Origin of the sequence: Streptomyces sp. NPDC047042, assembly GCF_040644035.1 — a bacterium.
Classification (GTDB): Bacteria; Actinomycetota; Actinomycetes; order Streptomycetales; family Streptomycetaceae; genus Streptomyces.
In genome coordinates this window covers 240,176-263,706 of the sequence record NZ_JBEYVP010000003.1, presented here as the reverse complement: position 1 = coordinate 263,706, position 23,531 = coordinate 240,176, and the positions used below count along the sequence as shown (strand labels likewise).

At 68.9% G+C, this 23,531-nt stretch carries 23 protein-coding genes; 10 read left to right on the top strand and 13 right to left on the bottom strand.

What is annotated here, in order from left to right; genetic code table 11:
* Positions 1-18: 18 nt before the first annotated feature.
* A complete protein-coding gene (locus ABZ855_RS04820; protein WP_360800904.1) occupies positions 19-243 on the top strand; it encodes a zinc ribbon domain-containing protein in 225 nt (74 codons plus the stop codon).
* A gap of 44 nt (positions 244-287) precedes the next feature.
* Positions 288-983, top strand: coding sequence for a DedA family protein (locus ABZ855_RS04815; RefSeq protein ID WP_360800901.1), 696 nt, complete (start codon positions 288-290; stop codon positions 981-983).
* A gap of 7 nt (positions 984-990) precedes the next feature.
* On the opposite strand, the gene ABZ855_RS04810 is transcribed toward ABZ855_RS04815, so the two are convergent.
* The 3 genes from ABZ855_RS04810 to ABZ855_RS04800 are packed head-to-tail and all read right to left on the bottom strand — an operon-like array spanning position 991 to position 5,498.
* Positions 991-1,797, bottom strand: coding sequence for an HAD family hydrolase (locus ABZ855_RS04810; protein WP_360800898.1), 807 nt, complete (start codon positions 1,795-1,797; stop codon positions 991-993).
* Positions 1,794-4,277 (bottom strand): phosphoribosyltransferase, encoded by a 2,484-nt coding sequence (locus tag ABZ855_RS04805; RefSeq protein ID WP_360800895.1) that lies wholly within the window; start codon positions 4,275-4,277, stop codon positions 1,794-1,796. The genes ABZ855_RS04810 and ABZ855_RS04805 overlap by 4 nt, the downstream gene beginning before the upstream one ends.
* Positions 4,278-4,325: 48 nt before the next feature.
* Complete coding sequence (locus ABZ855_RS04800) at positions 4,326-5,498, bottom strand: HpcH/HpaI aldolase/citrate lyase family protein (protein WP_360800892.1); 1,173 nt, start codon at positions 5,496-5,498, stop codon at positions 4,326-4,328.
* Between the two features lie 194 nt (positions 5,499-5,692).
* Between ABZ855_RS04800 and ABZ855_RS04795 the strand changes: the two genes are divergently transcribed.
* Positions 5,693-6,427: a TerD family protein gene (locus ABZ855_RS04795; protein ID WP_360800889.1), complete on the top strand. Its 735-nt coding sequence runs from the start codon at positions 5,693-5,695 to the stop codon at positions 6,425-6,427.
* 66 nt (positions 6,428-6,493) lie between these two features.
* Here ABZ855_RS04795 and ABZ855_RS04790 read toward each other — a convergent pair whose 3' ends face one another.
* The 6 genes from ABZ855_RS04790 to ABZ855_RS04765 all read right to left on the bottom strand — a co-directional run bounded on the left by ABZ855_RS04790 (position 6,494) and on the right by ABZ855_RS04765 (position 11,008).
* On the bottom strand, positions 6,494-7,231 hold the full coding sequence (locus ABZ855_RS04790) for a Tellurium resistance (RefSeq protein WP_360800886.1): 738 nt from the start codon (positions 7,229-7,231) through the stop codon (positions 6,494-6,496).
* A gap of 118 nt (positions 7,232-7,349) precedes the next feature.
* Positions 7,350-8,498 (bottom strand): DUF475 domain-containing protein, encoded by a 1,149-nt coding sequence (locus ABZ855_RS04785; protein ID WP_360800883.1) that lies wholly within the window; start codon positions 8,496-8,498, stop codon positions 7,350-7,352.
* Positions 8,499-8,549: 51 nt separating this feature from the next.
* Complete coding sequence (locus tag ABZ855_RS04780) at positions 8,550-9,125, bottom strand: TerD family protein (RefSeq protein WP_360800880.1); 576 nt, start codon at positions 9,123-9,125, stop codon at positions 8,550-8,552.
* 100 nt (positions 9,126-9,225) lie between these two features.
* Entirely contained in the window at positions 9,226-9,801 is a 576-nt protein-coding gene (locus ABZ855_RS04775; RefSeq protein ID WP_360800877.1) for a TerD family protein, read from the bottom strand.
* A gap of 123 nt (positions 9,802-9,924) precedes the next feature.
* On the bottom strand, positions 9,925-10,383 hold the full coding sequence (locus tag ABZ855_RS04770) for a peroxiredoxin (protein ID WP_360800874.1): 459 nt from the start codon (positions 10,381-10,383) through the stop codon (positions 9,925-9,927).
* Between the two features lie 187 nt (positions 10,384-10,570).
* The gene (locus ABZ855_RS04765; protein ID WP_319205143.1) at positions 10,571-11,008 is read right to left on the bottom strand and encodes a DUF3052 domain-containing protein; all 438 of its coding nucleotides are present in this window, start codon (positions 11,006-11,008) and stop codon (positions 10,571-10,573) included.
* 465 nt (positions 11,009-11,473) lie between these two features.
* Between ABZ855_RS04765 and aceE the strand changes: the two genes are divergently transcribed.
* Together aceE and ABZ855_RS04755 are read left to right on the top strand one after the other, a co-directional pair.
* On the top strand, positions 11,474-14,206 hold the full coding sequence (aceE, locus tag ABZ855_RS04760) for a pyruvate dehydrogenase (acetyl-transferring), homodimeric type (RefSeq protein WP_360800870.1): 2,733 nt from the start codon (positions 11,474-11,476) through the stop codon (positions 14,204-14,206).
* Positions 14,207-14,352: 146 nt separating this feature from the next.
* The gene (locus tag ABZ855_RS04755) at positions 14,353-15,117 is read left to right on the top strand and encodes an ion channel (RefSeq protein ID WP_360800867.1); all 765 of its coding nucleotides are present in this window, start codon (positions 14,353-14,355) and stop codon (positions 15,115-15,117) included.
* A gap of 8 nt (positions 15,118-15,125) precedes the next feature.
* Here the strand turns inward: ABZ855_RS04755 and ABZ855_RS04750 are convergent, their stop codons facing one another.
* A complete protein-coding gene (locus tag ABZ855_RS04750) occupies positions 15,126-15,440 on the bottom strand; it encodes a small hydrophobic protein (protein WP_360800864.1) in 315 nt (104 codons plus the stop codon).
* A gap of 288 nt (positions 15,441-15,728) precedes the next feature.
* The gene (locus tag ABZ855_RS04745) at positions 15,729-17,327 is read right to left on the bottom strand and encodes an MFS transporter (RefSeq protein ID WP_360800861.1); all 1,599 of its coding nucleotides are present in this window, start codon (positions 17,325-17,327) and stop codon (positions 15,729-15,731) included.
* Between the two features lie 117 nt (positions 17,328-17,444).
* Here ABZ855_RS04745 and ABZ855_RS04740 point away from each other — a divergent pair, with 117 nt between their 5' ends.
* The 3 genes from ABZ855_RS04740 to ABZ855_RS04730 all read left to right on the top strand — a co-directional run bounded on the left by ABZ855_RS04740 (position 17,445) and on the right by ABZ855_RS04730 (position 20,383).
* Positions 17,445-18,113, top strand: coding sequence for a TetR family transcriptional regulator (locus ABZ855_RS04740; RefSeq protein WP_360800858.1), 669 nt, complete (start codon positions 17,445-17,447; stop codon positions 18,111-18,113).
* A gap of 112 nt (positions 18,114-18,225) precedes the next feature.
* Positions 18,226-19,470: an alpha/beta hydrolase gene (locus tag ABZ855_RS04735; RefSeq protein ID WP_360800855.1), complete on the top strand. Its 1,245-nt coding sequence runs from the start codon at positions 18,226-18,228 to the stop codon at positions 19,468-19,470.
* 67 nt (positions 19,471-19,537) lie between these two features.
* Positions 19,538-20,383: a DUF4429 domain-containing protein gene (locus ABZ855_RS04730; RefSeq protein ID WP_360800852.1), complete on the top strand. Its 846-nt coding sequence runs from the start codon at positions 19,538-19,540 to the stop codon at positions 20,381-20,383.
* A 119-nt stretch (positions 20,384-20,502) separates the two neighbouring features.
* Here the strand turns inward: ABZ855_RS04730 and ABZ855_RS04725 are convergent, their stop codons facing one another.
* Together ABZ855_RS04725 and ABZ855_RS04720 are read right to left on the bottom strand one after the other, a co-directional pair.
* Entirely contained in the window at positions 20,503-21,528 is a 1,026-nt protein-coding gene (locus tag ABZ855_RS04725) for an aldo/keto reductase (RefSeq protein ID WP_360800849.1), read from the bottom strand.
* Positions 21,525-22,037, bottom strand: a complete 513-nt coding sequence (locus ABZ855_RS04720) for a MerR family transcriptional regulator (protein WP_360800846.1) — start codon at positions 22,035-22,037, stop codon at positions 21,525-21,527. The genes ABZ855_RS04725 and ABZ855_RS04720 overlap by 4 nt, the downstream gene beginning before the upstream one ends.
* A 95-nt stretch (positions 22,038-22,132) precedes the next feature.
* Between ABZ855_RS04720 and ABZ855_RS04715 the strand changes: the two genes are divergently transcribed.
* A complete protein-coding gene (locus ABZ855_RS04715; protein WP_360800843.1) occupies positions 22,133-22,603 on the top strand; it encodes a GNAT family N-acetyltransferase in 471 nt (156 codons plus the stop codon).
* A gap of 19 nt (positions 22,604-22,622) precedes the next feature.
* Entirely contained in the window at positions 22,623-23,444 is an 822-nt protein-coding gene (locus tag ABZ855_RS04710; RefSeq protein ID WP_360800840.1) for a serine hydrolase domain-containing protein, read from the top strand.
* Positions 23,445-23,531: the final 87 nt, after the last annotated feature.

The window sequence follows — 23,531 nt, the reverse complement described above, 5'->3', positions numbered from 1 at the left end:
GGGGACTAACCTGTGCGCATGCCTCGCTACGAGTACCGCTGCCGCACCTGCGGCGACACGTTCGAACTGAGCCGCCCGATGGCCGAGTCGGCCGCCCCCGCGGACTGCCCCGCCGGTCACGACGACACCGTGAAGCTGCTGTCGACGGTCGCCGTCGGCGGCTCGGCGTCCGCACCGGCGTCGGCACCGCGCGCGAGCGGTGGCGGAGGCGGCGGTTGCTGCGGTGGGGGCTGCTGCGGCTGAGGGCGTTCAGGGTCTCTTCAGGTTGGGTTTCCTAGCCTGGCCGAATGACAGCCACGACGGCCGCACCCCAGTGGGTCACCGACCTCATGGACACGCTCGGCGCCCCCGGCGCCGGGCTCGCCATCGCCCTGGAGAACCTCTTTCCGCCGCTGCCGAGCGAGGTGATCCTGCCGCTGGCCGGATTCGCGGCGAGCACCGGGCAGATGAGCCTGTTCGCCGCGCTCCTGTGGACCACGGCCGGCTCGGTCGTCGGCGCGCTCGCCCTGTACGGGGTCGGCGCGCTGCTCGGCCGGGACCGCACCGTCGCGATCGCCGCCCGGCTGCCGCTGATCAAGGTGGCGGACATCGAGAAGACCGAGGCGTGGTTCCTGCGGCACGGCACGAAGGCGGTGTTCTTCGGCCGGATGATCCCCGTCTTCCGCAGCCTGATCTCCGTACCGGCCGGCGTCGAACGCATGCCACTGCCGGTGTTCCTGGGCCTCACCACCCTCGGCAGCGCCCTGTGGAACACGGCCTTCGTGTGCGCGGGCTACCTGCTGGGCGACAACTGGACAGAGGTCACGACGGTCGTCTCCGCGTACTCGAAGGTGGTGCTGGCGGGCGCGGCAGTGGCCCTGGCCATGTTCATCGCCGTACGCATGAAACGCCGTGCACACGGGCGCCCCCAAGGGGCGCGGGGAACTGCGCGACCAGCCACAACGGCGCAGCAGCGACCCGACAACCCCTCACGGCACCCCTAAAAGATCCCTACCGCACTTCCCGAAGAAACTCCCGCAGGATCCGCTCCCCGGCGGCAACCCCCCGCTCGGGAAGCGCGGTGACGGTCTCGGCCTTCCACTCCGTCTCCGCCAGCTCGCCGTGCCCAGGGCGCCAGCCCCGATCCGCGGCAAGAAGCAGATCGGCGTCGAGCAGCGAGTCACCGGCCGCAAGCGTGAGCGTCGCCCCGGACCGCCGCGCGACCTCGCGCATCGCCGCGCTCTTGGTGAGCGGCTTCGGGACGGCGTAGATCTTGCGGCCCTGGAGGGAGACGGTCCAGCCGCGGACCTCCGCCCAGACGGCCAGTTCCTTCACCCACTCCTCGGGGAGCAGCTCCCGCTCGACGACGAGATAGGCGAAGAAGTCCTCGGCGATACGGTGCTTGCGCACCCAGAGCGGGTCGGCGGTGGCGGCGAGATGCTCCCGGACCTCGTCCAGAGACGCGCACTCGTCCGCGAGCCGCGCCTGCACCCGCGCGTGCCAGTCCTGGTCGGCGACACCGTCGACGAGGATGTGCCCGCCGTTCGCGCAGATCGCGTACTTCGGTGCCGGCCCCGGCAGGTTGATGCGCAGGTACTGCTTACGGGTCCGGGTGGTCGTCGGTACGAAGACCGCCGCGTCGCCGAGCTCGGTGAGCAGCTGGGCGGCCGTCTCCGTCATGTACGACAGCGGCCGGGTCTCGTGCACCTCGACGCAGAGCAGCCGGGGCGCGCGGGCGTCCGGCATGGTCAGCGCGAGTGCGGCGGCGGAGTAGATGAGGGTGCGGTCGAGATCGCTGGCGACCAGGACGGGACTCATACCGACACCGCCTTGCCGTCGGCGCCGGTCGCGCCCCGTGTGTACTTGGGGTGGATCAACCCCACGCAGGTGTACGGGAGTTCGGCCACCTCCTCGACGGGTACGCCCCGCTGCTCGGCGAGCAGGCGTACATGGTCGAGGTCGGCGCCCGCTCCGGCGCGGGCCAGGATCTTCCAGGGGACGCGGCGCAGCAGCACCCGGGTGGTCTCGCCGACGCCGGGTTTGACGAGGTTGACGTCGTGGATCTCGTACTCCTCGCTGATCCGCTCGACCGCCGCCCAGCCCTCCCAGGTCGGGGCGCGGTCGCCGGACAGCAGTTCCTTCACCGTGCTGTCGACGGCGTCCGTGACCTCGGGGAAGCGGGCGGCGACGGCGTCGAGGAAGTCCAACGAGACGTCGGCGCCGGCGAGTTCGCGGTAGAACTTGGCGCCGTGGAAGTCGTTCGGGCCGACCAGGTCCGCGCGCAGGACGGTCCGTGAAATCAGGCCGGACACCGTGGAGTTGAGGCAGGCGGAGGGAATGAGGAAGTCCTCGCGGGTGCCGTACGTCCGGACGCAGGAGCCCGGGTCGGCCAGTACCGCGATCTCCGGGTCGAAGCCGGTGATGCCGTCGGACGCCTCGAACTCCTCGATGGCGTCGGCGAGTTCGCGGGTGATGGCGCCCTTGCCGGTCCAGCCGTCGACGAACACGACGTCGGCGGGGTCGTGGTGGGCGGCCAGCCAGCGCAGCGCGTTGGCGTCGATGCCCCGGCCCCGGACGATCGACACGGCGTAGTGGGGCAGTTCGAGCCCGTGCCGGTGCTGGGCCCAGCGGCGCATCAGCACCCCGACGGGCGTTCCGGCCCGCGCCAGCGACACGAGTACGGGACGCGGCGACCGCTCGGCGAGCACCAACTCCGTGACCGCGCCCACCGCTTGGGCGATACGGGCGGCGGAGGTGTCGAGGGCGGCGCGGAACAGCTCCTGGTACTGGTCGCTGGGCTGGTACTCGACCGGCAGCGACTCGGCGTAGTGGGCACCGCCCGCCTGGATCGCCTCCTCGCGCTCCTCGGTGGGCGCCTCCAGGGTGACGTCCGAGAGGTCCTGCAGCAGCCAGCCGACCTCGTCCGGTGGGTACGAGGAGAACGCGGGACCGCGGAGGGGCTCGGGCAGCATGCGGGGCCTTTCGGGTACGTGCGGAGGAGCGGGTACGTACGAGGGGACGACGGCGAGCAGGACGTGCGGCGTGTGTCCGGCGAGCGTGGCCAACAGGCCGTCGGGGGCGTGCAGTTCGGGTGTGTCGGCGGCCGAGTCCACGACCGCGACGACGGCGTCGAAGCCGGCGCCTGCCACGTTGTAGGCGTAGCGCTCGCCGGGCCCGTCGGCCGGGTCGTCGTGGGCCGGGAAGACGAGGCGGCTGCGGATCGCGTACCCCGGGTCGTCCACGGCGAGGACGGGTGAGCGGGTGGTCGTCGAGTAGCGGATCTCGGCGACTTGCGTCACCTGCTCCAGCTCGCGGGCGAGGCGGAGGGGGGCGTACATCAGCTCTTCGAAGCCGAGGACGAGGACGCGGTGCGCGTCCTCGGGGAGGGATTCGGCGAGGGTTGCCGCCATCGCGGGGAGTGCGGTCTCCAGGCGTATTCGGTGGCCGGGGGTGAAGCCGTGGCGGGCGCCGTCCGGCAGTTTGGCCGGCCAGCGCAGTTCGACTCGGGTGGGCTGGTTGTTCGGCGGGTGCGGGTCTGTGGGGGCTGGTCGCGCAGTTCCCCGCGCCCCTGAGGTGGGTTGCTCGTGCCCGGCGACCAGTGCTTGCCCTTTCTCCAGCACCCCCTCGGGCAGGGTTACCGTGCCCTTTGCCGCTGTTATCAGGTCGATCTGTGCGCCGATCTCAGCGGCGAACTCGTCCAGGCGGGCCACGTCCGTCGGGGCGCGCATGTCGACCAGGGCGACTATGACGTACCGCTCGCGCGGGTAGCGCTCGTGCAGGGCTCGGATGGTGTTGAGGACCGTGTTGCCGGTGGAGAACTCGTCGTCGACGAGGACCAGCGGGCCGGGGCCCGCCAGCAGGGCGGGGTTCTCCGGGAGGAGGAGGTGGGAGGTGGCGTGCGAGTGGGACTCCTCGAAGCCGCCGGCCCGGGCCACGCCCTCGACCGGGCGCCGGGTGGAGTGCAGGTAGGGCGCGAGGCCCACGCCGTCGGCGACACAGTGGCCGAGGCCGGTGGCCGTCTCGGCGTAGCCGAGGACGACGGCGCGCCGGGACTCGTCGGCGCCCAGCAGCTCGCGCACCCGCCTGCCCAGGGCGAAGCCGTGCCCGTAGACGACGGCGGGCGACTGCGGGACGTGCTTGCCGAGCACGTTCGACACCAGCAGGTGCGCCCGCTTGGGGTTGCGCCGCAGGGCGAGTCCGAGCAGCTCTCGCAGCTCGTCGTCGCCGACCAGCTCGACCCCGAGCCGCTCGGCGACCCAGGTCCCGGACCAGACCCCGTTGTGCACAGCGTTGTTCATGAGTCCCTATGTGTGATGAGCATGTGTGGTGAGCGGATGCCGGGCGGGTCAGTCGGGGATACCGGCGGTGAGCAGCTCCACGAAGCCGATGTCCTCGTTGGCGACACCGAAGACCTCGGCGCGCATCAGGGTCCGCTCGGCCCAGGCACGATGCGGTTTCACCTCGTTCATCTTGTTCGTGTACGCCGACCTCAGGACGCCGCCTCCGCAGCGCTCGGGCCGCAGGATGTCCTGGGCGTCGCTGAACTCCTCGTGGCTGACCACGGACAGCGTGTGCACGGGCAGCACGTGCGAGGGATGGATGCAGGTCTTGCCGAGCAGACCGTTGGCGTGGTCGAGGCTGATCTCGCGGAGCAGCCCGTCCATGGCGTGCTCAATGAGCTTCTCACGCAGTTCCTCGGCCTGCCCCTCCAGGAAGGGGCTGCGGCGCAGCTGTGGCTTGAACATGCGCTCCTGGACCCGGAAGTACTCCCAGACGGGCCCGGTGACGGTGAACCCGGTGCCGTCGGCCCGCCCCAGCATGTTGACGACGTCGGCGATGACGGAGGCGACGACGTGGACGTCGTACGCGGTCATGTCGGGGGCTCGGCGCAGGCCGTACGAGGAGCAGAAGTCGGTGACGCCGAGGCGCAGGGCGAGGACGCGGTCGCGGTACTTGTCGACGGCGCGGGAGATGCCCTCGAGGGTCTCTACGCGCGTTTCCCGGTACATCAGCTCGGGGGACTCGAGCACCGGCATACCGAACAGCCGGTGACCGCTCGCGGCCTCGGCGTCGGCGAGTGCCTCCAGGAACGGCATCCCGCGTTCCTCGGTGAACTTGGGCATCACGAACCCGGAGAGCAGCCGGACGGTGGACCCGAGGCGCTGTACGAGGTCGGGGATCTGTTCGGGCGTACGGACCCGGATGAACAGCAGCGGCAGCCCGGTCGCGGCGTCGGGGCGCTCGGCGAGCACCCGGAACTCCCGCACCAGGTTCTCCTCGGCGTCCTCGACCTCCGAGTCGTCGATCGAGTCCTCCAGGCACAACACCATCGAGACGACACCGCGGGCGACCTGTTTGACGACGGCGTCGGCGAGGTTCGGGCGGGTGGCCGGGCTGTACAGGGTGGCCCCCAGGGCCGTGGCGAGCACCCGGGCCGGGGAGTCGGCGGAGAACTCGCACGGCTCCTGGTGGAACAGGCGCTGTCGTACCTCAGGGGCGATGTGCCCGAAATGACGCATGAAACTCCCCTGTGGTGGCTGGCTGCCGGTCGAGTGGTGATCGATTGTCGGTCGAGTGTTGCTGGGTGGCCGGTAATAGTACGTAGGGATCCGTGTCAGGGGTTCCCACTGAGAATGAAGTTCAGGTAACGCGGACACGCAGAACGGATGCCCCCGCGTTGTCGTGACCAGGACCGAGAAGGCAGGATGACCGCATGACGCACGCGATGCTGAAGGGGTCGAACGTCCCGCTCGAAGCCACGACGGTGCGCGCCGTGCTGCGCTGGACGCCCGGGCAGGGGGTTCCGGATGTCGACGCCTCGGCGCTGCTCCTCGGCCCCGACGGACGTGTGCGCTCCGACGAGGACTTCGTCTTCTACAACCAGCCCCGGCACCCCTCGGGCAAGGTCTGGCGGCTCGGCAAGAAACGGGTGGCCGAGGGCCTGACCGACACGATCCAGACGGATCTGACCGGTGTCGAGTCAGGAGTCGGACAGATTCTGCTGGTCGCCTCGGCGGACGGCGTCGCCTTCGACCGCGTACGGTCTCTGCGCATCATGCTGTACGACGGGGCGGTCGCGGACGGGGAACCGCTTGCGTACTTCGACGTCAAGCCGGAGACGGGTGAGGAAACGGCGCTGATCTGCGGCGAACTGTACCGACGCGGCGACGGCTGGAAGTTCCGCGCGCTGGGCGAGGGGTATTCGAACGGCCTGGAGGGCCTGGCCACCGACTTCGGTATCTCGGTGGAGGACCAGCCGGCCGAGGAACCGTTCCCGGACACCACGAACGCCCCGCCCACGGACACCTCGGCGGCCACGACAGTCCAACACCCGCCCACCCTCCCTCCTCAGCCCGCCTACGGTTACCCCCATCCGGTGGCAACATCCCCGGGCCCGTCCCCGGACTTCCACCTACCCCCCCAGGGCCCACAGTTCATCGGACGCTGAGACGAGCGCGCCCTATAGGGGCGCGGGGAACTGCGCGACCAGCCCCCACCGACCCGCACCCGAAACTCAACGCTCAGCCTTCGTCTTGTATCCCCTCCCCCACTGCAACCCCCACCCGTACAACCGATCAAGCTCCGCCTGAAACCCGTAGACGAACTTGACCTCCCGCCGAACGATCAACTCGTTCTTCACGTTCTCGATCAAAACCACCGCACACGACCGAGCCTGCGAGTGCCGCTCGTCCAGACCTATCTCGATCCGAGGCCCGTTGCTCGGATAGAGCGTCACCACCGCATGGGTCCGGTCGAACGCCGGCGTCTGGTCGTAGATGTACACGAACACCAGCAACCGCTTGATCTCGTCCCGGTGGTCAAGGTTGACGTACGCCGTCTCCCCGGACGCCGACCCGAACCGGTCGTCCCCGCTCAGCTTGACGTACGGCGGCGCGTTGGTGTCGCCGAGGAACCCGCCCAGGGGCTGCACGACCCCCTTCGTGCCGTCGGCGAGCTCGTACAGGATGCCCAGGTCGAGGTCGACGTTGACCATGCTCTGGGTGTGCCCCTGGACCGCCTCCGGCTTCAGCGCCTGGAAGGGGTGGCGCCACAGGCTCTGCCGTTTGGGGCCGCCGATGTCCGACGTACGCATCCGCCACGACAGGTTGATGCGCAGATGCCCGGTCGCGGCGCCCTGTTTGGTGAGCGAGACCCGCTGGTGCCGTTTGGTCAGCTCGATGGAGTTGCTCGCGGCGCTGCCGGCGTCGAAGTCCGTCGTACGGCCGCGCCACAGATCGTCCCAGAAACTCATCCCGTCCCCACCCGTCAAGACCCCGCACATTCGTCCATGGCGTCAAAGCCGCGGGGCGGCCGACGAGGACGATTCCTCGTAGCCGCCCCGCTCAGAGCGTTCCTCACACCGGAGGCTGTCACACCCCGGACGAGACCTCAGTCTTCTCGTCCGAGGCCGTCGCTTTTCCCTCGGCCGCTGCCAGCGCCCTGTTGCGGCGCACGGAGGACCAGAAGGACCAGGCGATGAGGACGACACCCACCAGGCCGGTGATGACCTCGTGGATCTCGTACTGGATGGTGACGAGGAGGATGGCGGCGAGGGCGCCGATCGCGTAGTGCGCGCCGTGCTCCAGGTAGACGTAGTCGTCGAGGGTGCCCTGGCGGACCAGGTAGACCGTGAGCGACCGGACGTACATGGCGCCGATACCGAGGCCGAGGGCCATCAGCACGATGTCGTTGGTGATGGCGAAGGCGCCGATGACACCGTCGAAGGAGAAGGACGCGTCGAGGACCTCGAGGTAGAGGAACATGAAGAACGCGGCCTGGCCGGCGAGGACGATGGCCGGCTTCTTCTTGCCGGTCCGCTGAGCCTCTTCCTCCTCCTCGTGCTCCCGCTCCTCCTCTTCCTCGAGCTTGTCCTCGAAGTAGCCGGAGAGCCCGCCGACGATCATGTACGTGATCAGACCGGCGATACCGGAGATGAGCACCGTCTGCGCCTTGTCGACGTGGGCGCCACCGTGCTGGTGGGCGTTGGTCGCGAAGGTCATGGCGGAGATCATCAGCACGATCAGGGCGATGCAGACCGACAGCATGTCAACCTTGCCGAGCTTGGCGAGCGGGCGTTCCAGCCAGCCGAGCCACTTGATGTCCCGGTCCTCGAAAATGAAGTCGAGGAAGATCATGAGCAGGAACATGCCACCGAAGGCGGCGATCGACGGGTGGGCGTCGGTGACCAGTTGCTGGTACTGGTCCTTGTCGTTGAGCGCGAGATCGACCGCGTCGATCGGACCGATCTTGGCGCTGATGGCCACGATCACGACCGGGAAGACGAGACGCATACCGAAGACGGCGATGAGGACACCGATGGTGAGGAAGATCTTCTGCCAGAAGGCACTCATCTTCTTCAGGATGCCGGCGTTGACCACCGCGTTGTCGAAGGACAGCGAGATCTCGAGGATGGAGAGGATCGCCACGATGCCGAAGCCGGTCCACCCCCCGTAGAAGACCGCCGCGACCAGGCCGAGCGCGGTGACCGCGAACGACCAGCCGAAGGTTTTCAGAATCACTGGCTACCCAATCGTGTGTTTACGGGTCTTCCCCCGCTGCCTTACTCGGCTTTACGAAACATTGACTCCGAAGTCTAGAGCGATGCCCTTGAGCCCCGACGCGTACCCCTGACCAACTGCACGGAACTTCCACTCACCCTGATATCGGTACAGCTCACCGAAGATCATGGCAGTCTCGGTCGACGCGTCCTCACTCAGGTCATAGCGCGCCAGTTCCTGGCCGTCGGCCTGGTTGACGACCCGGATGAAGGCGTTGGCGACCTGGCCGAAGGTCTGGCCCCGGTTCTCCGCGTCATGGATCGACACCGGGAAGATGATCTTGTCGCAGGCGGCCGGCACCTTCGGGAGGTCGACGATCAGCGACTCGTCGTCGCCCTCGCCCTCACCGGTGAGGTTGTCGCCGGTGTGCTCGACCGAGCCGTCCGGGCTCCTGAGCTGGTTGTAGAAGACGAACCACTCGTCGCCGAGCACCCGTCCGCCCCCGCACAGCAGTGCGCTGGCGTCGAGGTCGAACGGCGCGCCCGTGGTGGAACGCGCGTCCCAGCCGAGTCCGACCAACACCTGGGTGAGGTTCGGTGCGGCTTTGGAGAGGGAGACATTGCCCCCCTTGGCAAGCGTGACGCCCATGCTGCTGGTCCTCCCCGAGGTGATGCGAAAACATGTGCCGAGCGCGTCCGGCGCCGCACCGAGAGTGCGACGCCGGACGACGGAGCCGGAGGAGTCCGGCTCAGACGTTCACGCCGAAGTCCTGCGCGATACCGCGCAGGCCGGACGCGTAACCCTGGCCGATGGCGCGGAACTTCCACTCCGTGCCGTGCCGGTACAGCTCGCCGAAGACCATGGCGGTCTCCGTCGAGGCGTCCTCGGAGAGGTCGTAGCGCGCGAGCTCCGCCTCGCCCGCCTGGTTCACGACGCGGATGAACGCGTTGCGCACCTGACCGAAGGACTGCTGACGGTTCTCGGCGTCGTAGATCGAGACCGGGAACACGATCTTGTCGATGTCCGCCGGGACCGCCGCGAGGTTGACCTTGATCTGCTCGTCGTCGCCCTCGCCCTCACCGGTGATGTTGTCGCCGGTGTGCTCCACCGAGCCGTCCGGGCTCTTGAGGTTGTTGAAGAACACGAAGTTGGCGTCGGAACTGACCTTGCCCTCCGCGTTCGTCAGGATGGCGCTGGCGTCGAGGTCGAAGTCGGTGCCGGTGGTGGTACGGACGTCCCACCCCAGACCGACGATGACCGCGGTGAGGCCCGGGGCCTCCTTCGTCAGCGATACGTTGCCGCCCTTGCTGAGGCTGACTCCCACGAGTCCTCCATTGGTGTCTCGTCTGCTGTCCAGGGGCGGTGTGCCCGTGGTGCGCCGTTATCGGATCAACGTGTCGATCCTAGTGACGGGTTCCCGCCCCACGCAGGGCTTGGAACCGAAGAATCACAGGGTGTCGAGGGCCTTCACGTACTCGTTCAGGTCGCGCGCGTCCGGCAGGCCGTTGACGACGGTCCACCGCACGACGCCCTCCTTGTCGATGATGAAGGTCCCGCGCACCGCGCAACCCTTGTCCTCGTCGAAGACGCCGTACGCGCGCGAAATGTTGCCGTGCGGCCAGAAGTCGGACAGCAGGGGGTAGTCGAGGCCCTCCTGCTCTCCGAAGACGCGCAGGGTGTGGATGGAGTCGTTGGAGACGGCGAGCACCTGGGTGTCCCGGTCGGAGAACCTCGGCAGGTTGTCCCGCAGGTCGCACAGCTCGCCGGTGCAGACGCCGGTGAAGGCGAAGGGGTAGAAGAGCAGCACCACGTTCTTGGCACCGCGGAAGTCCGAGAGCCGCACGGTGGCGCCGTGGTTGTCCTTGAGCTCGAAGTCCGGGGCCTTGTCGCCGACCTCGATCGCCATGATCCTGCATCCCTTCGGTGGGCTGTTCGGGTGAGGACACCCTAGTAACGACCCACCGCGACACGTCGGACGGGCCGGAGTGAATCCAGCCCGTCCGGCGATTGAGGACGAGGCCGTTCAGGCCGATCGGGGGTCTGGGGGCAGAGCCCCCAGCCGACGCCCAGACCGGCGAACGGTCACTTGTTCGCTACTTCTTGGACTTCGCTGCCTTGGGCGTCGCCAGCCGACTCCCACTCCAGTCCTTGCCCACACTGACGCTCTTCGTCGCCGACAGACCCGCCGTCGTCGCGGCTTCAGAGATGTCGCTCGGCTCCACGTAGCCGTCACGGCCCGTCTTGGGCGTGAGGAGCAGGATCGCGCCGCCTTCTTCGATGTACGTGGTGGCATCCACCAGCGAATCGGTCAGGTCGCCGTCGTCGTCGCGGAACCACAGCACCACGGCATCTGCGACGTCGTCGTACTCCTCGTCCACCAGATCGCTGCCGATGACTTCCTCAATGGCCTCGCGGAGCTCCTGGTCGACGTCGTCGTCGTAGCCGATCTCCTGGACCACCTGCTCGGGCTGGAACCCCAGCCTGACGGCAGGGTTAGTCCGCTCCTCCGCGTGGTCCGCGGTCGCGCTCACGGGTTGCCTCCTGATCATGTTCGAGAAATGTCCAGCCACGCGCGTGCGCGAAGCATTGGCCGTAGTCCACACGGGCGGGGCGGATCGCGCAAGTACCCGGCCGTTCAGACCGCCGAAACGGTGACGATCCTGGCGGTGTCGCCGCAACTACAGACAGCGGTTCCAGGGAAAGAGTGACGCCCACCACACCATTCTGCCCGCTTTGCGGTTTTGCTGCTCCCGAGTGGCTCCCGAACCTCTCACACATACGTGCGAGATCCGAATTGCTTTACGGAACACGTCATGGACTGGGCGTATCGTTGCGATTTGGCTGCGACCACCCGCGGAGCGCCTCCACCGGGGGCTACCTCCGAGTAGAGGTGACGTACCCGGCCTCGGGGTACACGATGGGGCCAGTGCATTCGCAGCCCCGGGACAGGCCCACAGCGTGCCCCGGATCAAGCCCTCCGAGAGCGAAGGAACAGCGTGGCTTCCGGATCAGATCGCAACCCGATCATCATTGGCGGCCTTCCGAGTCAGGTTCCTGACTTCGATCCCGAAGAAACCCAGGAGTGGCTCGACTCCCTCGACGCCGCGGTTGACGAGCGCGGCCGGGAGCGGGCCCGCTATCTGATGCTGCGGCTGATCGAGCGGGCCCGCGAGAAGCGCGTGGCCGTGCCCGAGATGCGGAGCACGGACTACGTCAACACGATCGCGACGAAGGACGAGCCCTTCTTCCCCGGCAACGAGGAGATCGAGCGCCGCATCCTCAACGCGACCCGCTGGAACGCGGCCGTGATGGTCTCGCGCGCCCAGCGGCCCGGGATCGGCGTCGGCGGCCACATCGCGACCTTCGCCTCCTCCGCCTCCCTCTACGACGTGGGCTTCAACCACTTCTTCCGGGGCAAGGACGAGGGCGACGGCGGCGACCAGATCTTCTTCCAGGGCCACGCCTCCCCCGGTATCTACGCCCGCGCGTTCCTCCTCGACCGGCTCAGTGAGCAGCAGCTCGACGCGTTCCGCCAGGAGAAGTCGAAGGCGCCGTACGGGCTGTCCTCGTACCCGCACCCGCGGCTGATGCCCGACTTCTGGGAGTTCCCGACCGTCTCGATGGGCCTCGGCCCGCTCGGCGCGATCTTCCAGGCGCGCATGAACCGCTACATGGAGGCGCGCGGCATCGCGGACACCTCCAAGTCACACGTGTGGGCGTTCCTCGGTGACGGCGAGATGGACGAGCCGGAGTCGCTCGGCCAGTTGTCGATCGCCGCGCGCGAGGGCCTGGACAACCTGACCTTCGTCGTCAACTGCAACCTCCAGCGGCTCGACGGCCCGGTGCGCGGCAACGGCAAGATCATCCAGGAGCTGGAGTCGCAGTTCCGGGGCGCCGGCTGGAACGTCGTCAAGCTGGTCTGGGACCGCAGCTGGGACCCGCTGCTCGCGCAGGACCGGGACGGCGTGCTCGTCAACAAGATGAACACGACGCCCGACGGACAGTTCCAGACGTACGCCACCGAGACCGGCGCGTACATCCGCGACCACTTCTTCGGGGACGACACGCGGCTGCGCGCGATGGTCGAGGGCATGACCGACGACCAGGTGCTGCACCTGGGGCGCGGTGGCCACGACCACCGGAAGATCTTCGCGGCGTTCGCGGCGGCCAAGGCGCACAAGGGCCAGCCGACCGTCATCCTCGCCAAGACAGTCAAGGGCTGGACGCTGGGACCCAACTTCGAGGGCCGCAACGCCACGCACCAGATGAAGAAGCTGACGGTCGCCGACCTCAAGGGCTTCCGCGACCGGCTGCACCTGCCGATCTCCGACAAGGAGCTGGAGAGCGGCGCGCCGCCGTACTACCACCCGGGCCGGAACTCGGAAGAGATCCAGTACATGCACGACCGCCGCAACTCGCTCGGCGGTTACGTCCCGACCCGTGTCGTCCGCGCCAAACCGCTGACGCTGCCGCCGGAGAAGACGTACGCGAGTGTGAAGAAGGGTTCGGGTCAGCAGTCGATCGCCACGACCATGGCGTTCGTGCGGCTGCTCAAGGACCTCATGCGGGACAAGGAGATCGGCAAGCGTTTCGTGCTGATCGCGCCGGACGAGTACCGCACGTTCGGCATGGACTCGTTCTTCCCGAGCGCGAAGATCTACAACCCGCTCGGCCAGCAGTACGAGTCGGTCGACCGTGAGCTGCTCCTCGCGTACAAGGAGTCGCCGACCGGGCAGATGCTGCACGACGGCATCTCGGAGGCGGGCTGCACCGCCTCGCTGATCGCGGCGGGTTCGGCGTACGCCACGCATGGCGAGCCGCTCATCCCGGTCTACGTCTTCTACTCGATGTTCGGTTTCCAGCGCACCGGCGACCAGTTCTGGCAGATGGCCGACCAGTTGGCGCGCGGTTTCGTCCTGGGCGCGACCGCCGGCCGTACGACTCTGACCGGTGAGGGTCTGCAGCACGCCGACGGCCACTCGCAGCTGCTCGCCTCGACGAACCCGGGCTGTGTGGCGTACGACCCGGCGTACTCGTACGAGATCGCGCACATCGTGCAGGACGGTCTGCGGCGGATGTACGGCCCCGACAGTGAGGACGTCTTCTACTACCTCACCGTCTACAACGAGCCGATCCAGCACCCTGCCGAGCCCGAGGACGTCGATGTCGACGGCATCCTCAAGGGCATCCACCGGGTGGGCGCGGGCACGGCGGGCTCCATCCCGGCGCAGGTCATCGCGTCCGGTGTCGCCGTGCCGTGGGCGCTGGAGGCGCAGCGGATCCTCGCCGAGGAGTGGAACGTCAAGGCGGACGTCTGGTCGGCGACCTCCTGGAACGAGCTGCGGCGCGAGGCGGTCGCGGTGGAGCAGCACAATCTGCTGCACCCCGAGGAGGAGCAGCGCGTCCCCTATGTCACGCGGAAGCTGAGCGGGGCCGAGGGTCCGTTCGTGGCCGTGTCCGACTGGATGCGGTCGGTTCCGGACCAGATCTCGCGCTGGGTGCCGGGGACGTACCAGTCGCTGGGTGCGGACGGGTTCGGCTTCGCGGACACGCGGGGTGCGGCGCGGCGGCACTTCCACATCGACGCGCAGTCGATCGTGGTGGCGGTGCTGACGGAGCTGGCGAAGGAGGGGAAGGTGGATCGGTCGGTGCTGAAGCAGGCGATCGATCGGTATCAGTTGCTTGACGTGGCTTCGGCGGATCCGGGGGCGGCGGGCGGCGACGCGTAGCGCTCCGCTGTCTGGGCTGAGCCGGTAACGCCGGTTCGTTGTCTGCTGGTGCGTCGTGGCTGGTCGCGCAGTTCCCCGCGCCCCTGGGAGGGGCGCCCCTTCGGGGCGTCCTCCAGGGGCGCTTTCCGCGTCCTACGATGCTGGGCATGAACGAACAGTCGGCGCAGGCCCGTTGGGAGCGGCATACTCAGCGGCCGCTGATGGCGCTCGCGGTCGTGTTCACCGTCGCCTATGCGGTGCCGATCGTGGACAACCCCGCGAGCCGGTCCGTCTCGGTGGCGTGCACGGTCGCGGAGTGGACGGTGTGGGGCGCGTTCGCGGTCGACTATCTCGTGCGGATCGCGCTCGCCGACCGGCGTCTGGAGTACGTACGACGGCACTGGCTGGACCTGTTCGCCGTGCTGCTCCCGTTGCTCCAGCCGCTGCGGCTGCTGCGGGTCGTCTCCACGCTGCTGCTCGTCGGCCGGCGGGCGCAGATGGCGTCCCAGGTGCGGCTGACGACGTATGTCGGCGGGGCCGTGGTGGGGCTGCTGATGTTCGGTTCACTGGCCGTGCTCTCGGTGGAACGCGCCTCGCCGGAGGGGAACATCCGAACGCTGGATGACGCGTTGTGGTGGTCGTTCACGACGATGACGACCGTGGGGTACGGGGACCACGCGCCGACGACCGGAGTGGGCCGGATGCTCGCGGTCGGGCTGATGCTGTCCGGGATCGCGCTGCTCGGTCTCGTCACCGCGAACATCGCCGCCTGGTTCATCTCCCGGTTCGAGATGGACGACGTGGAGGAGAGGCGCCAGACGGCGGCGATCGCCACGTTGACGGACGAGGTACGGGCACTGCGCGCGGAGGTGGCCGCCCTCACCGGCACCAGGGGCGCGCGGGACCGGGTGGGTGAGGAGCAGCCCCGGTAAGCCCGCCGTCAGAACAAGCCGGGCGTCGGGCCTGTGGCGCTCGCCAGCCAGATGATGGCCAGGAGGGTGTCGATCGCGCCCAGGACCACGGCCACCAGGGGCGGTATCGGGCGCGGGCCGCGCCAGGTGCGGCCCATCGCCAGCCAGCCGCAGACGACGGCGACGGGGCCCAGGACGATGCCGAGGACGAAGAAGCCCGCTACGGCGCAGATGAGCCCGATGATGCCCAGCGTCGCGCTGTCCGGGGCCGAGCGCTGCCAGGTCCTGCCGCCGCGTGAGCCGGGGTGCCTGCGGGTGGGGTGCTGCCGTCCGAAGGCCGCCATTTTCATCAACTCCCTGGAACTTGTCGGTAGTTCGGGGTCGATGGGGCGGGTACCCCCGCTGTGGGGTTCTAGCCTCCCGGCTCTTCGGCGGGCCCGCCGGCGCGCTGTCCCCCTCCGGCAGCGCGCCGCGGCCCGGCTGTCCTCCCAGGTCGTAAGGACCATGTCGTGCGGAGGACTTGACTAACTGTGACCTGTCCCGAGTACCGAAGGGGAGGAATCTTTAGCGGAGTCACCCTGATGAGCGAACCTCACCGGAATGGTCATAGATATATGCGCGATATATGCGCCTCAGATGTGCGCCGCGCCCGCGCCCGCCTCCGCGTTCTCGCCGCGCTTCGTCAGCAGCGCGACCACGATCGCGACCACGGCCACACCGGCCGCGACGAGACAGGCCAGGCTCATGCCGGAGATGAACGTGTCGTGGGCGACCTTCGTGATCTGGGCGACGACCGTCTCCGGCGTGCCCGGCGCCACCGGCGGCACCCCGACCTGGACCGCTTCCGAGGCCTGGGCCTGCTGCTCCGGGGTGAGCTTCGGGAGGCCCGCGGCCGTCCAGTTGCCCGGGAGGTCGTTGTCGACCTTGGAGGCCATGACCGCGCCCAGGACCGCCGTACCGAGGCTGCCGCCGATCTGCATCGCCGCCTGCTGGAGGCCGCCGGCGACACCGGAGAGCTCCATCGGGGCGTTGCCGACGATGACCTCCGTCGCGCCGACCATCACCGGGGCGAGGCCGAGGCCGAGCAGGGCGAACCAGAGCGACATGATGCCGCTGCCGGTGTCCGTCTCCAGCGCGGACATCCCGAACATGGCGACCGCGACACAGGCCATACCACCCGCGAGCGGGATACGGGGACCCGTCTTGCTGATCATCGCGCCGGCAAGGGGCGAACCGACGATCATCATCCCGGTGAGCGGGAGCAGATGCAGGCCCGCGTCGATCGGGCTCATGCCGTGCACGTTCTGCAGGTAGAAGGTGACGAAGAAAAGGCCGCCCATGAACGCGATGGCCATCAGGACCATCAGCACCACACCCGCCGAGAGCGGGACCGACCGGAACAGGTTGAGCGGGATCAGCGGCTCCTTGACCCGCTGCTCCCAGAAGGCGAAGACCGCGAAGCCCGCCACCGACACGACCAGGAACAGCCACGTCTTGCCGTCGCCCCAGCCCCACGCCGGAGCCTTGATGAGCGCCCACACCAGGCAGAACATCGCGCCGGAGAGCAGGGCGATACCGAGGAGGTCGAAGGAGCGCGGGGCGTTCTCCGCCCGGTGGTCGACCAGGATGACCAGACCGATGACCAGGGCCAGGACACCCACCGGCACGTTGATGAAGAACACCGACTGCCAGCTCACGTGCTCGACCAGCAGACCGCCGAGGATCGGGCCGCCCGCGGTGGACGCGCCGATGACCATGCCCCAGATACCGATGGCCATGTTCAGCTTCTCGGCGGGGAAGGTCGCCCGCAGCAGACCCAGCGCGGCCGGCATCAGCAGCGCGCCGAACAGCCCCTGGAACACCCGGAAGGTGACGACCAGGGCGATACTGCTGGACAGGCCGATGGCCGCCGACGAGGCGGCGAAGCCGACGATGCCGACGAGGAAGGTCTGCCGGTGCCCGAACCGGTCCCCGAGCTTGCCCGCGGTGATCAGGGTGACCGCGAGCGCGAGGAAGTAGCCGTTGGTGATCCACTGGACCTGCGCGAAACTCGCGCCCAGGTCCTTCTGGATGGCCGGGTTGGCGATGGCCACGATGGTGCCGTCCAGGGCCACCATCATGACCCCGACCGCCACGGATATCAGGGTCAGCCATGGATGGCCGCGCAGCCCCTTGGCAGGCGTGGGGTCCGGAGGGGAGACAGACGTCTCGACGGTGGTCTGACTAGTCATACGTTCGAGGCTAGTGACAGCCGCTGACAATTGACAAACCAGTTCACAAGTCGGTAACTGACACGTCACTCACCGAAAAAACGAATGAACAGCGAAGAACGAAGAGGCCTGATCGTCATGAGCGCTGCCGAAACCGAGGCGGGTCCGGCGTCGGGTCCCGGCCTGCGCGAGCGCAAGAAGCAGCGCACCCGGGACGCCCTGGTGCGCGCCGCCCTCACCCTGTTCACCAGCAACGGGTACGAGCACACGACCGTCGACGAGATCGCCGAGGCCGTCGAGGTCTCGCAGCGCACGTTCTTCCGCTACTTCGCCGGCAAGGAGGACGCCGCCTTCGCCGTGCAGCGCATCGCGGAGGCGCACTTCATCGAGGCCCTGCGCGCACGCCCGCCGCACGAGACCCCGTTGGAGGCGCTGCGCCAGGCCGTACTGGAGGGCTGGCACACGATCAACGAGGCCGTGGAGTCCGTCGTACCGGCGGAGTTGCAGATGCGTATGTACCACGTGATCGAGTCGACGCCCGCGCTGCTCGCCGCGCACATGCGCCGCTCCGCCGAGACGGAGGACGCGGTGGCGCGGCTGATCGCCGAGCGTGAGGGCGTCGACGTGGACGGGGATCTGCGGCCGCGGGTCGTGGTGGCTCTGTTCAGCGGGCTGATGCGGCTGACGGAACGGCGGTGGGGCGCCGGCTCGGACATGAGCGTGACGGCGATGCGCGAGCTCACCAGCACCTATCTCGACGCGATGGGTCCCGCGCTGGCGGGGAACTGGCGCGCGGAGCGCCCGTGACGCCGCGTACGGGCGTGCGCACGGAGTGGCGTACCCAGCGTCGGTTATCGAAACGTGATCCGCGTCACTCGGTTACCGCGAGACCCTCTCGTTCTCCTAGTGTGTCCTTTCAGTGACTTCCTTCGACACCTCTCCCCAACTGAACGTCTGGCGCGCACTGCTCGCGCTGGCCGTGGTCTTCGTGATGCTCGCGACGACCGGCTGGACCGCGGTCCGCAGCCATCGCACGCCCTCGCCGCTCCAGGCGTCGCTCTCCGCGTGGGAGCACGGACGGCTGGGCGGCCACGCGCTGCCCGACCCGGACGAGACGCCCTACAGGCTGGGCCGGTTCTTCGCCTCGCTCACCGACCGCCAGCGCGACCGGCTCGTCCGGCGCTACCCGCTGGCGGTCGGCAACATGAACGGCGCGCCCGTCTCCTTGCGCTACCGCGCCAACCGCATCGCGCTGCACACGGCACGCGAGACCGAACGCGTGCGCATCCACGACAACCGGCTCTCGGCCGTCGGCCAGCACGAGGCCGAGCGCCGCATGGACCGCTACGACTCGCTGCTCGAGCCCGGCCGCCAGATCCTCGCCTTCGACCCCGAGGGCTCGGGCCGGGTCGCCGAGGTCTTCGGCGACCTCGACAAGGCGCAGCGCGTCTCGGTCGTGGTCCCCGGCGTCGACACCGACGTCCTCACCTTCCAGCGGACCAACCGCAAGTACTCGGCGCCCGTCGGCATGGCCTCGGCGCTGTACCGCGCGGAGTGGGAGACGAGCCCCACGACCCGTACGGCCGTGATCGCCTGGGCCGACTACACCGCGCCCAACGGAGTCGGCATGGACGCGGCGACGGCGATGCGCGCCAACTCCGGCGCGCTGCGGCTGAACGCGCTGGTGCGCGCGCTGCCCGGCCGGACACCGGTCGCGCTGTACTGCCACAGCTACGGCTCGGTGCTGTGCGGGGTCGCCGCACACGCGCTGCCGCGCCGGGTGACCGACATCGCGGTGGCCGGCAGCCCCGGCATGCGGGTCGAGAACTCCGCGGGGCTGCACACCTCCGCCCGGGTCTGGGCGATGCGGGACGCCGACGACTGGATCCAGGACGTGCCGTATCTGGAGGTCGGCGGGCTCGGACACGGCGCCGATCCGGTGTCGTCGGCGTTCGGCGCCCGTGTGCTGTCCGCGCGGGGCGCACAGGGGCACGGCGGCTATTTCGAGCCGGGTACGGAGAGTCTGGACAACTTCGCCGAGATCGGCGTCGGCGCGTACGACGCCGTTCGGTGCGCTCAGCAGGATCAGAAGGATCAGCGGGACCGCAAGGATGACGCGTGTCTGAAGGGTTTGTCCGACGGGGCCATGGCCGGACGCGCGTAGAGGACGCAGAAATCACGGTGTGCCCGGGGAGGGGACTATGAAGCTCGCGCCGCATACGATGAGCCGCATGGGTGACGTACTGGCCGGATTTCATGCCGCCTGGGAGTTCGAGTCCGACTCCGTGCTCATCCGCTTCGAACGGGGTATTCGCACGCCGAAGCTGTTCCAGGCGCTCGGCGAACGTCGTATCCCCCTGGAGGCGATCGCGGGCGTGACGCTGACACCGGGCAAGCGCGGGACGGTGGTCCTGCGTGCCGAACCCCGGCCCGGCGCCGACCCGTTGATGGAGGCGGCCGACGGTCAGCTGAAGGAGAACTGCGACCCGTACCGGCTGGTGCTGCCGGCCGAGCGGGAGACGCTCGCCGAGTACTACGCGGACGAACTGCGGGCCCAGCTGACCGAGCAGGGTCCTGCTGAAAGGTTTTTGGTGGCCGCGCCCGAGGTGCCGCGGGCCTTCAAGGCGTACGACGCGAAGGCGTCCTTCGACGGGCGTGCGGTGTCCTTCCGGTGGTTCTGGACGGGCGCGTCGTCGGCGAAGTGGAAGGCGGGCGACCAGACTTTTCCGGTCGCCGACCTCAGTGGGGTGGAGTGGCGGTCGCCCGAGGTGTTCGAGGGGCATCTGCGGTTGCTGAGGCGTACCGATTCCTCTGTGACGCCGGTCGACCAGGATCCCGCGTCGGTGGTGTTCGGGCTGGGGTACGGGCCGGTGCACGAGTCGTTGCCGTTCGCGGCTTCGGTGTTGTCGGCGGTGCGCTCCGCGGGTGGGGCGGGGGTTGTGCAGGTGAGTTCTGGGCGGCGGGATCCTGGGGATGTCGCTGAGCGGATTCGGCACCTGGGGGAGTTGCACTCGGCTGGGCTGGTCACCGATGAGGAGTTTTCGGTGAAGAAGGCTGAGTTGTTGGCGGAGTTGTAGCGCCTATGGGGGTGGGCGGTGCGGTGCGTTGGCGGGTGCGGGTGCGTTGTGGCTTGTCGCGCAGTTCCCCGCGCCCCTGAAAAACGCCCCGCTCCCGCCTTGCCTTCATGTAACCGTTCTTACTCCCTGCCTGCTGATGCGAAGCGCATGTCCGGGTAGCGGGGGCCTGCCACCTTTGCCGCCATGGGGGCCAGGGAGGACAGTTCCTCTTCCGTCAGGGTGATGGTCGTCGCCTGGGTGTTCTCCTCGATCCTCGAGCGTTTGCGGGTGCCCGGGATCGGGATGACCGGGAGGTTGTGGATCGTGGTCTGTTGTTGGACCCAGGCCAGGGCGATCTGGCCCAGGGACGCGCCGTGGGCCTCGGCGACCGCCCGGATGGGGGCCAGCAGGGCCGCGTTCGTCGTGGCGTTCTCGCCGGTGAAGCGGGGCTGGGTGCGGCGGTAGTCGTCCTCGGTCAGGTCCTGGTCGGCGTTGGTGAAGGAGCCCGTCAGGAAGCCTCGGCCGAGCGGGGAGTACGGGACCAGGGTGACGCCCAGTTCGCGGGCCGCCGGGACCACCGCCGCCTCGATGTCCCGGCTGAAGAGGGACCACTCCGACTGGACCGCGGCGATCGGGTGCACGGCCTGGGCCGCCCGCAGCTCCGGGCCCGTGACCTCGCTCAGGCCCAGCTGCTTGACCTTGCCCTCGCGGACCAGGTCGGCCATCACGCCGACGGTCTCCTCGATGGGGATGTTCACGTCACGCCGGTGCATGTAGTAGAGGTCGATGACGTCCAGGTCGAGGTTCTTGAGGCTGGCCTCGATGGCCTGACGGATGTAGGGCGGGTCGTTGCGGACGACCCTGGGGCCCGAAGTGCCCGCCGGCATCGACAGGGCGAACTTCGTCGCGACGACCACCTCGTCACGGTGGGCCTTGAAGAACGGGGACAGGAAACGTTCGTTCTCGCCGTTGCCGTAGGCGTCCGCAGTGTCGTAGAGGGTCACGCCGAGTTCGAGGGCACGTTCGAGCGTGGCGCGGGCCTCGTCGGCGTCCGTGGGGCCGTACGCGATGCTCATGCCCATACAGCCGAGGCCCTGCACGCCGACCCGGGGGCCGTCGGTGCCCAGTGGGGCGGTGCTGAGCCTGCTGCTGTCGTCGTTCGTCATCGAACCCTCTCCATCTGGCGAACGTCCCGGACGAGACCCGCGTCGAGGTCGGTGTCCGCGTTCGCGTAGAAACTGATCTTGCGGTCGAGTACCGCGAGCGTGTCCTGGAGTTCGGCGATCCGCTCCAGGACGGCCCTGCGGGTCGATTCGAGCAGCTCGAAGCGCTCGCCGTACGTGTGGTCGCCCTCGCGCACGAGTTCGGCGTACCGCACCATGTCCGCGACCGGCATACCGGTGAGCCGGAGCTTGCCGACGAGGTCGAGCCAGTCGAGGTCGCGGTTGCTGTAACGGCGCTGGCCGGTGTGCGAGCGGTCGATGTGCGGCATCAGCCCGATGCGCTCGTACCAGCGCAGGGTGTGCGCGGTCAGTCCGGTGAAGAGGACGACCTCGCTGATCGTGTAGCGGTCCGCTCCGTCCGGGCGCCGGTCGGGCTGCCGCGGGCCCGCGCAGCTGTCGGCCGTGGCGGGGGCTGTGGGGGTGGGGGTCTCCGTGGTCTCCAGCACCGTCATGGCCCCCACGCTAAAACCCTGGAGTGCACTCCAAGCAAGCGGATTCCGCGATATTGCGGAGACTTGGCCGGTCCGGGCTCATTACCGTACGGATCATGACTCTCGTACGCCGTGCCACACCCGCGGACGCCGGGGAACTGCTGCGACTGCGCCAGGTGATGATCGACTCGATGCCCGGGGCGAACACCGACGCCGACTGGCAGACCGCGTCCCTGTCGACGGTGACCGCGCGGCTGGCAGATCCGGCCGAAGGCTTCGCCGCGTTCGTCGTCGACCATCCGGAGCGGCCCGGGTCGCTGGCCGCGCTGGTCGTGGGGACCCTCGAGTACCGGATCGGGCGCGCGGGCAATCCGCACGGGCGGATCGGGTACGTGTTCAGCGTCGCCACCGATCCGGACGCGCGCCGCCGGGGGTACGCGCGGGCCTGTATGGAGGCGCTGGTGGACTGGTTCCGGGAGGAGGGCGTCGGCCAGATCGATCTCACCGCGTCCCCGGACGCGATACCGCTGTACGCGTCGCTGGGCTTCGTGCGGCAACCGGACCCCTTGATGCGGCTGCGGTTCTGAAGCTTTTAAGCTCGACGGCATGTCGTTGAAGAGCCTCGCGCTGATCGAGAACTGGCCCGTGCCCACCGCCGCCGCGGCCGTCGTACGGGCGGACGGTGCGGTGCTCGGCGCCCACGGCCGGCTCGACCACCGGTTCGCGCTCGCCTCCGTCACCAAGCCGATCGCGGCGTACGCCGCCCTCGTCGCGTACGAGGAGGGCGCCGTCGAACTCGACGAGCCGGCCGGGCCGCCCGGATCGACGGTCCGCCATCTCCTCGCGCACACTTCCGGGCTCGCCTTCGACGAGCACCGGGTGACGGCTCCGCCCGGGGAGCGGCGGCTGTACTCCAACGCCGGGTTCGAGGTGCTGGGGGATCACGTCGCGAAGGCTACGGAGATGCCGTTCGCGGAGTATGTGCGGCAGGCGGTGCTGGAGCCGCTGGGGATGACGGCCACGGAGGTGGAGGGGTCGCCGGCGAAGGACGGGGTGTCGACGGTCGGTGATCTGGTGCGGTTCGCGGCGGAGGTGCAGGCGCCTCGGCTGCTGGATCCGCGGACGGTCGCTGAGGCTATGACCGTTCAGTATCCGGGGAGGAAGGGGGTGCTTCCGGGGTACGGGCATCAGAACCCCAATGACTGGGGGCTCGGGTTCGAGATCCGGGGGGTGAAGTCGCCGCACTGGACGGGGAGTTTGTCTTCGCCGGGGACCTTTGGGCATTTCGGGCAGGCCGGTACGTTTCTTTGGGTTGATCCGGGGGTCGGGGTGGCGTGTGTGGCGCTGGCGGATCGGGCGTTCGGGGCGTGGGCGGTGGAGGTTTGGCCGGGGTTCACGGATGCGGTGGTGGCGGAGGTACGGGGCTGAGGTTGGGGTTTTCCTCGCCCCCGCCGCCCCTACCCGTCCCATCCCTGGGGGCTGCGCCCCCAGACCCCCGCTACGGCCCTGAACGGG

Excerpts from the sequence above, each read along its gene's own strand:
- ABZ855_RS04820 (WP_360800904.1), top strand. The coding sequence starts at position 19 with ATGCCTCGCTACGAGTACCGCTGCCGCACCTGCGGCGACACGTTCGAA.
- ABZ855_RS04815 (WP_360800901.1), top strand. The coding sequence starts at position 288 with ATGACAGCCACGACGGCCGCACCCCAGTGGGTCACCGACCTCATGGAC.
- ABZ855_RS04810 (WP_360800898.1), bottom strand. The coding sequence starts at position 1,797 with ATGAGTCCCGTCCTGGTCGCCAGCGATCTCGACCGCACCCTCATCTAC.
- ABZ855_RS04805 (WP_360800895.1), bottom strand. The coding sequence starts at position 4,277 with ATGAACAACGCTGTGCACAACGGGGTCTGGTCCGGGACCTGGGTCGCC.
- ABZ855_RS04800 (WP_360800892.1), bottom strand. The coding sequence starts at position 5,498 with ATGCGTCATTTCGGGCACATCGCCCCTGAGGTACGACAGCGCCTGTTC.
- ABZ855_RS04795 (WP_360800889.1), top strand. The coding sequence starts at position 5,693 with ATGACGCACGCGATGCTGAAGGGGTCGAACGTCCCGCTCGAAGCCACG.
- ABZ855_RS04790 (WP_360800886.1), bottom strand. The coding sequence starts at position 7,231 with ATGAGTTTCTGGGACGATCTGTGGCGCGGCCGTACGACGGACTTCGAC.
- ABZ855_RS04780 (WP_360800880.1), bottom strand. The coding sequence starts at position 9,125 with ATGGGCGTCACGCTTGCCAAGGGGGGCAATGTCTCCCTCTCCAAAGCC.
- ABZ855_RS04770 (WP_360800874.1), bottom strand. The coding sequence starts at position 10,383 with ATGGCGATCGAGGTCGGCGACAAGGCCCCGGACTTCGAGCTCAAGGAC.
- ABZ855_RS04755 (WP_360800867.1), top strand. The coding sequence starts at position 14,353 with ATGAACGAACAGTCGGCGCAGGCCCGTTGGGAGCGGCATACTCAGCGG.
- ABZ855_RS04750 (WP_360800864.1), bottom strand. The coding sequence starts at position 15,440 with ATGGCGGCCTTCGGACGGCAGCACCCCACCCGCAGGCACCCCGGCTCA.
- ABZ855_RS04745 (WP_360800861.1), bottom strand. The coding sequence starts at position 17,327 with ATGACTAGTCAGACCACCGTCGAGACGTCTGTCTCCCCTCCGGACCCC.
- ABZ855_RS04740 (WP_360800858.1), top strand. The coding sequence starts at position 17,445 with ATGAGCGCTGCCGAAACCGAGGCGGGTCCGGCGTCGGGTCCCGGCCTG.
- ABZ855_RS04730 (WP_360800852.1), top strand. The coding sequence starts at position 19,538 with ATGGGTGACGTACTGGCCGGATTTCATGCCGCCTGGGAGTTCGAGTCC.
- ABZ855_RS04725 (WP_360800849.1), bottom strand. The coding sequence starts at position 21,528 with ATGACGAACGACGACAGCAGCAGGCTCAGCACCGCCCCACTGGGCACC.
- ABZ855_RS04720 (WP_360800846.1), bottom strand. The coding sequence starts at position 22,037 with ATGACGGTGCTGGAGACCACGGAGACCCCCACCCCCACAGCCCCCGCC.
- ABZ855_RS04715 (WP_360800843.1), top strand. The coding sequence starts at position 22,133 with ATGACTCTCGTACGCCGTGCCACACCCGCGGACGCCGGGGAACTGCTG.
- ABZ855_RS04710 (WP_360800840.1), top strand. The coding sequence starts at position 22,623 with ATGTCGTTGAAGAGCCTCGCGCTGATCGAGAACTGGCCCGTGCCCACC.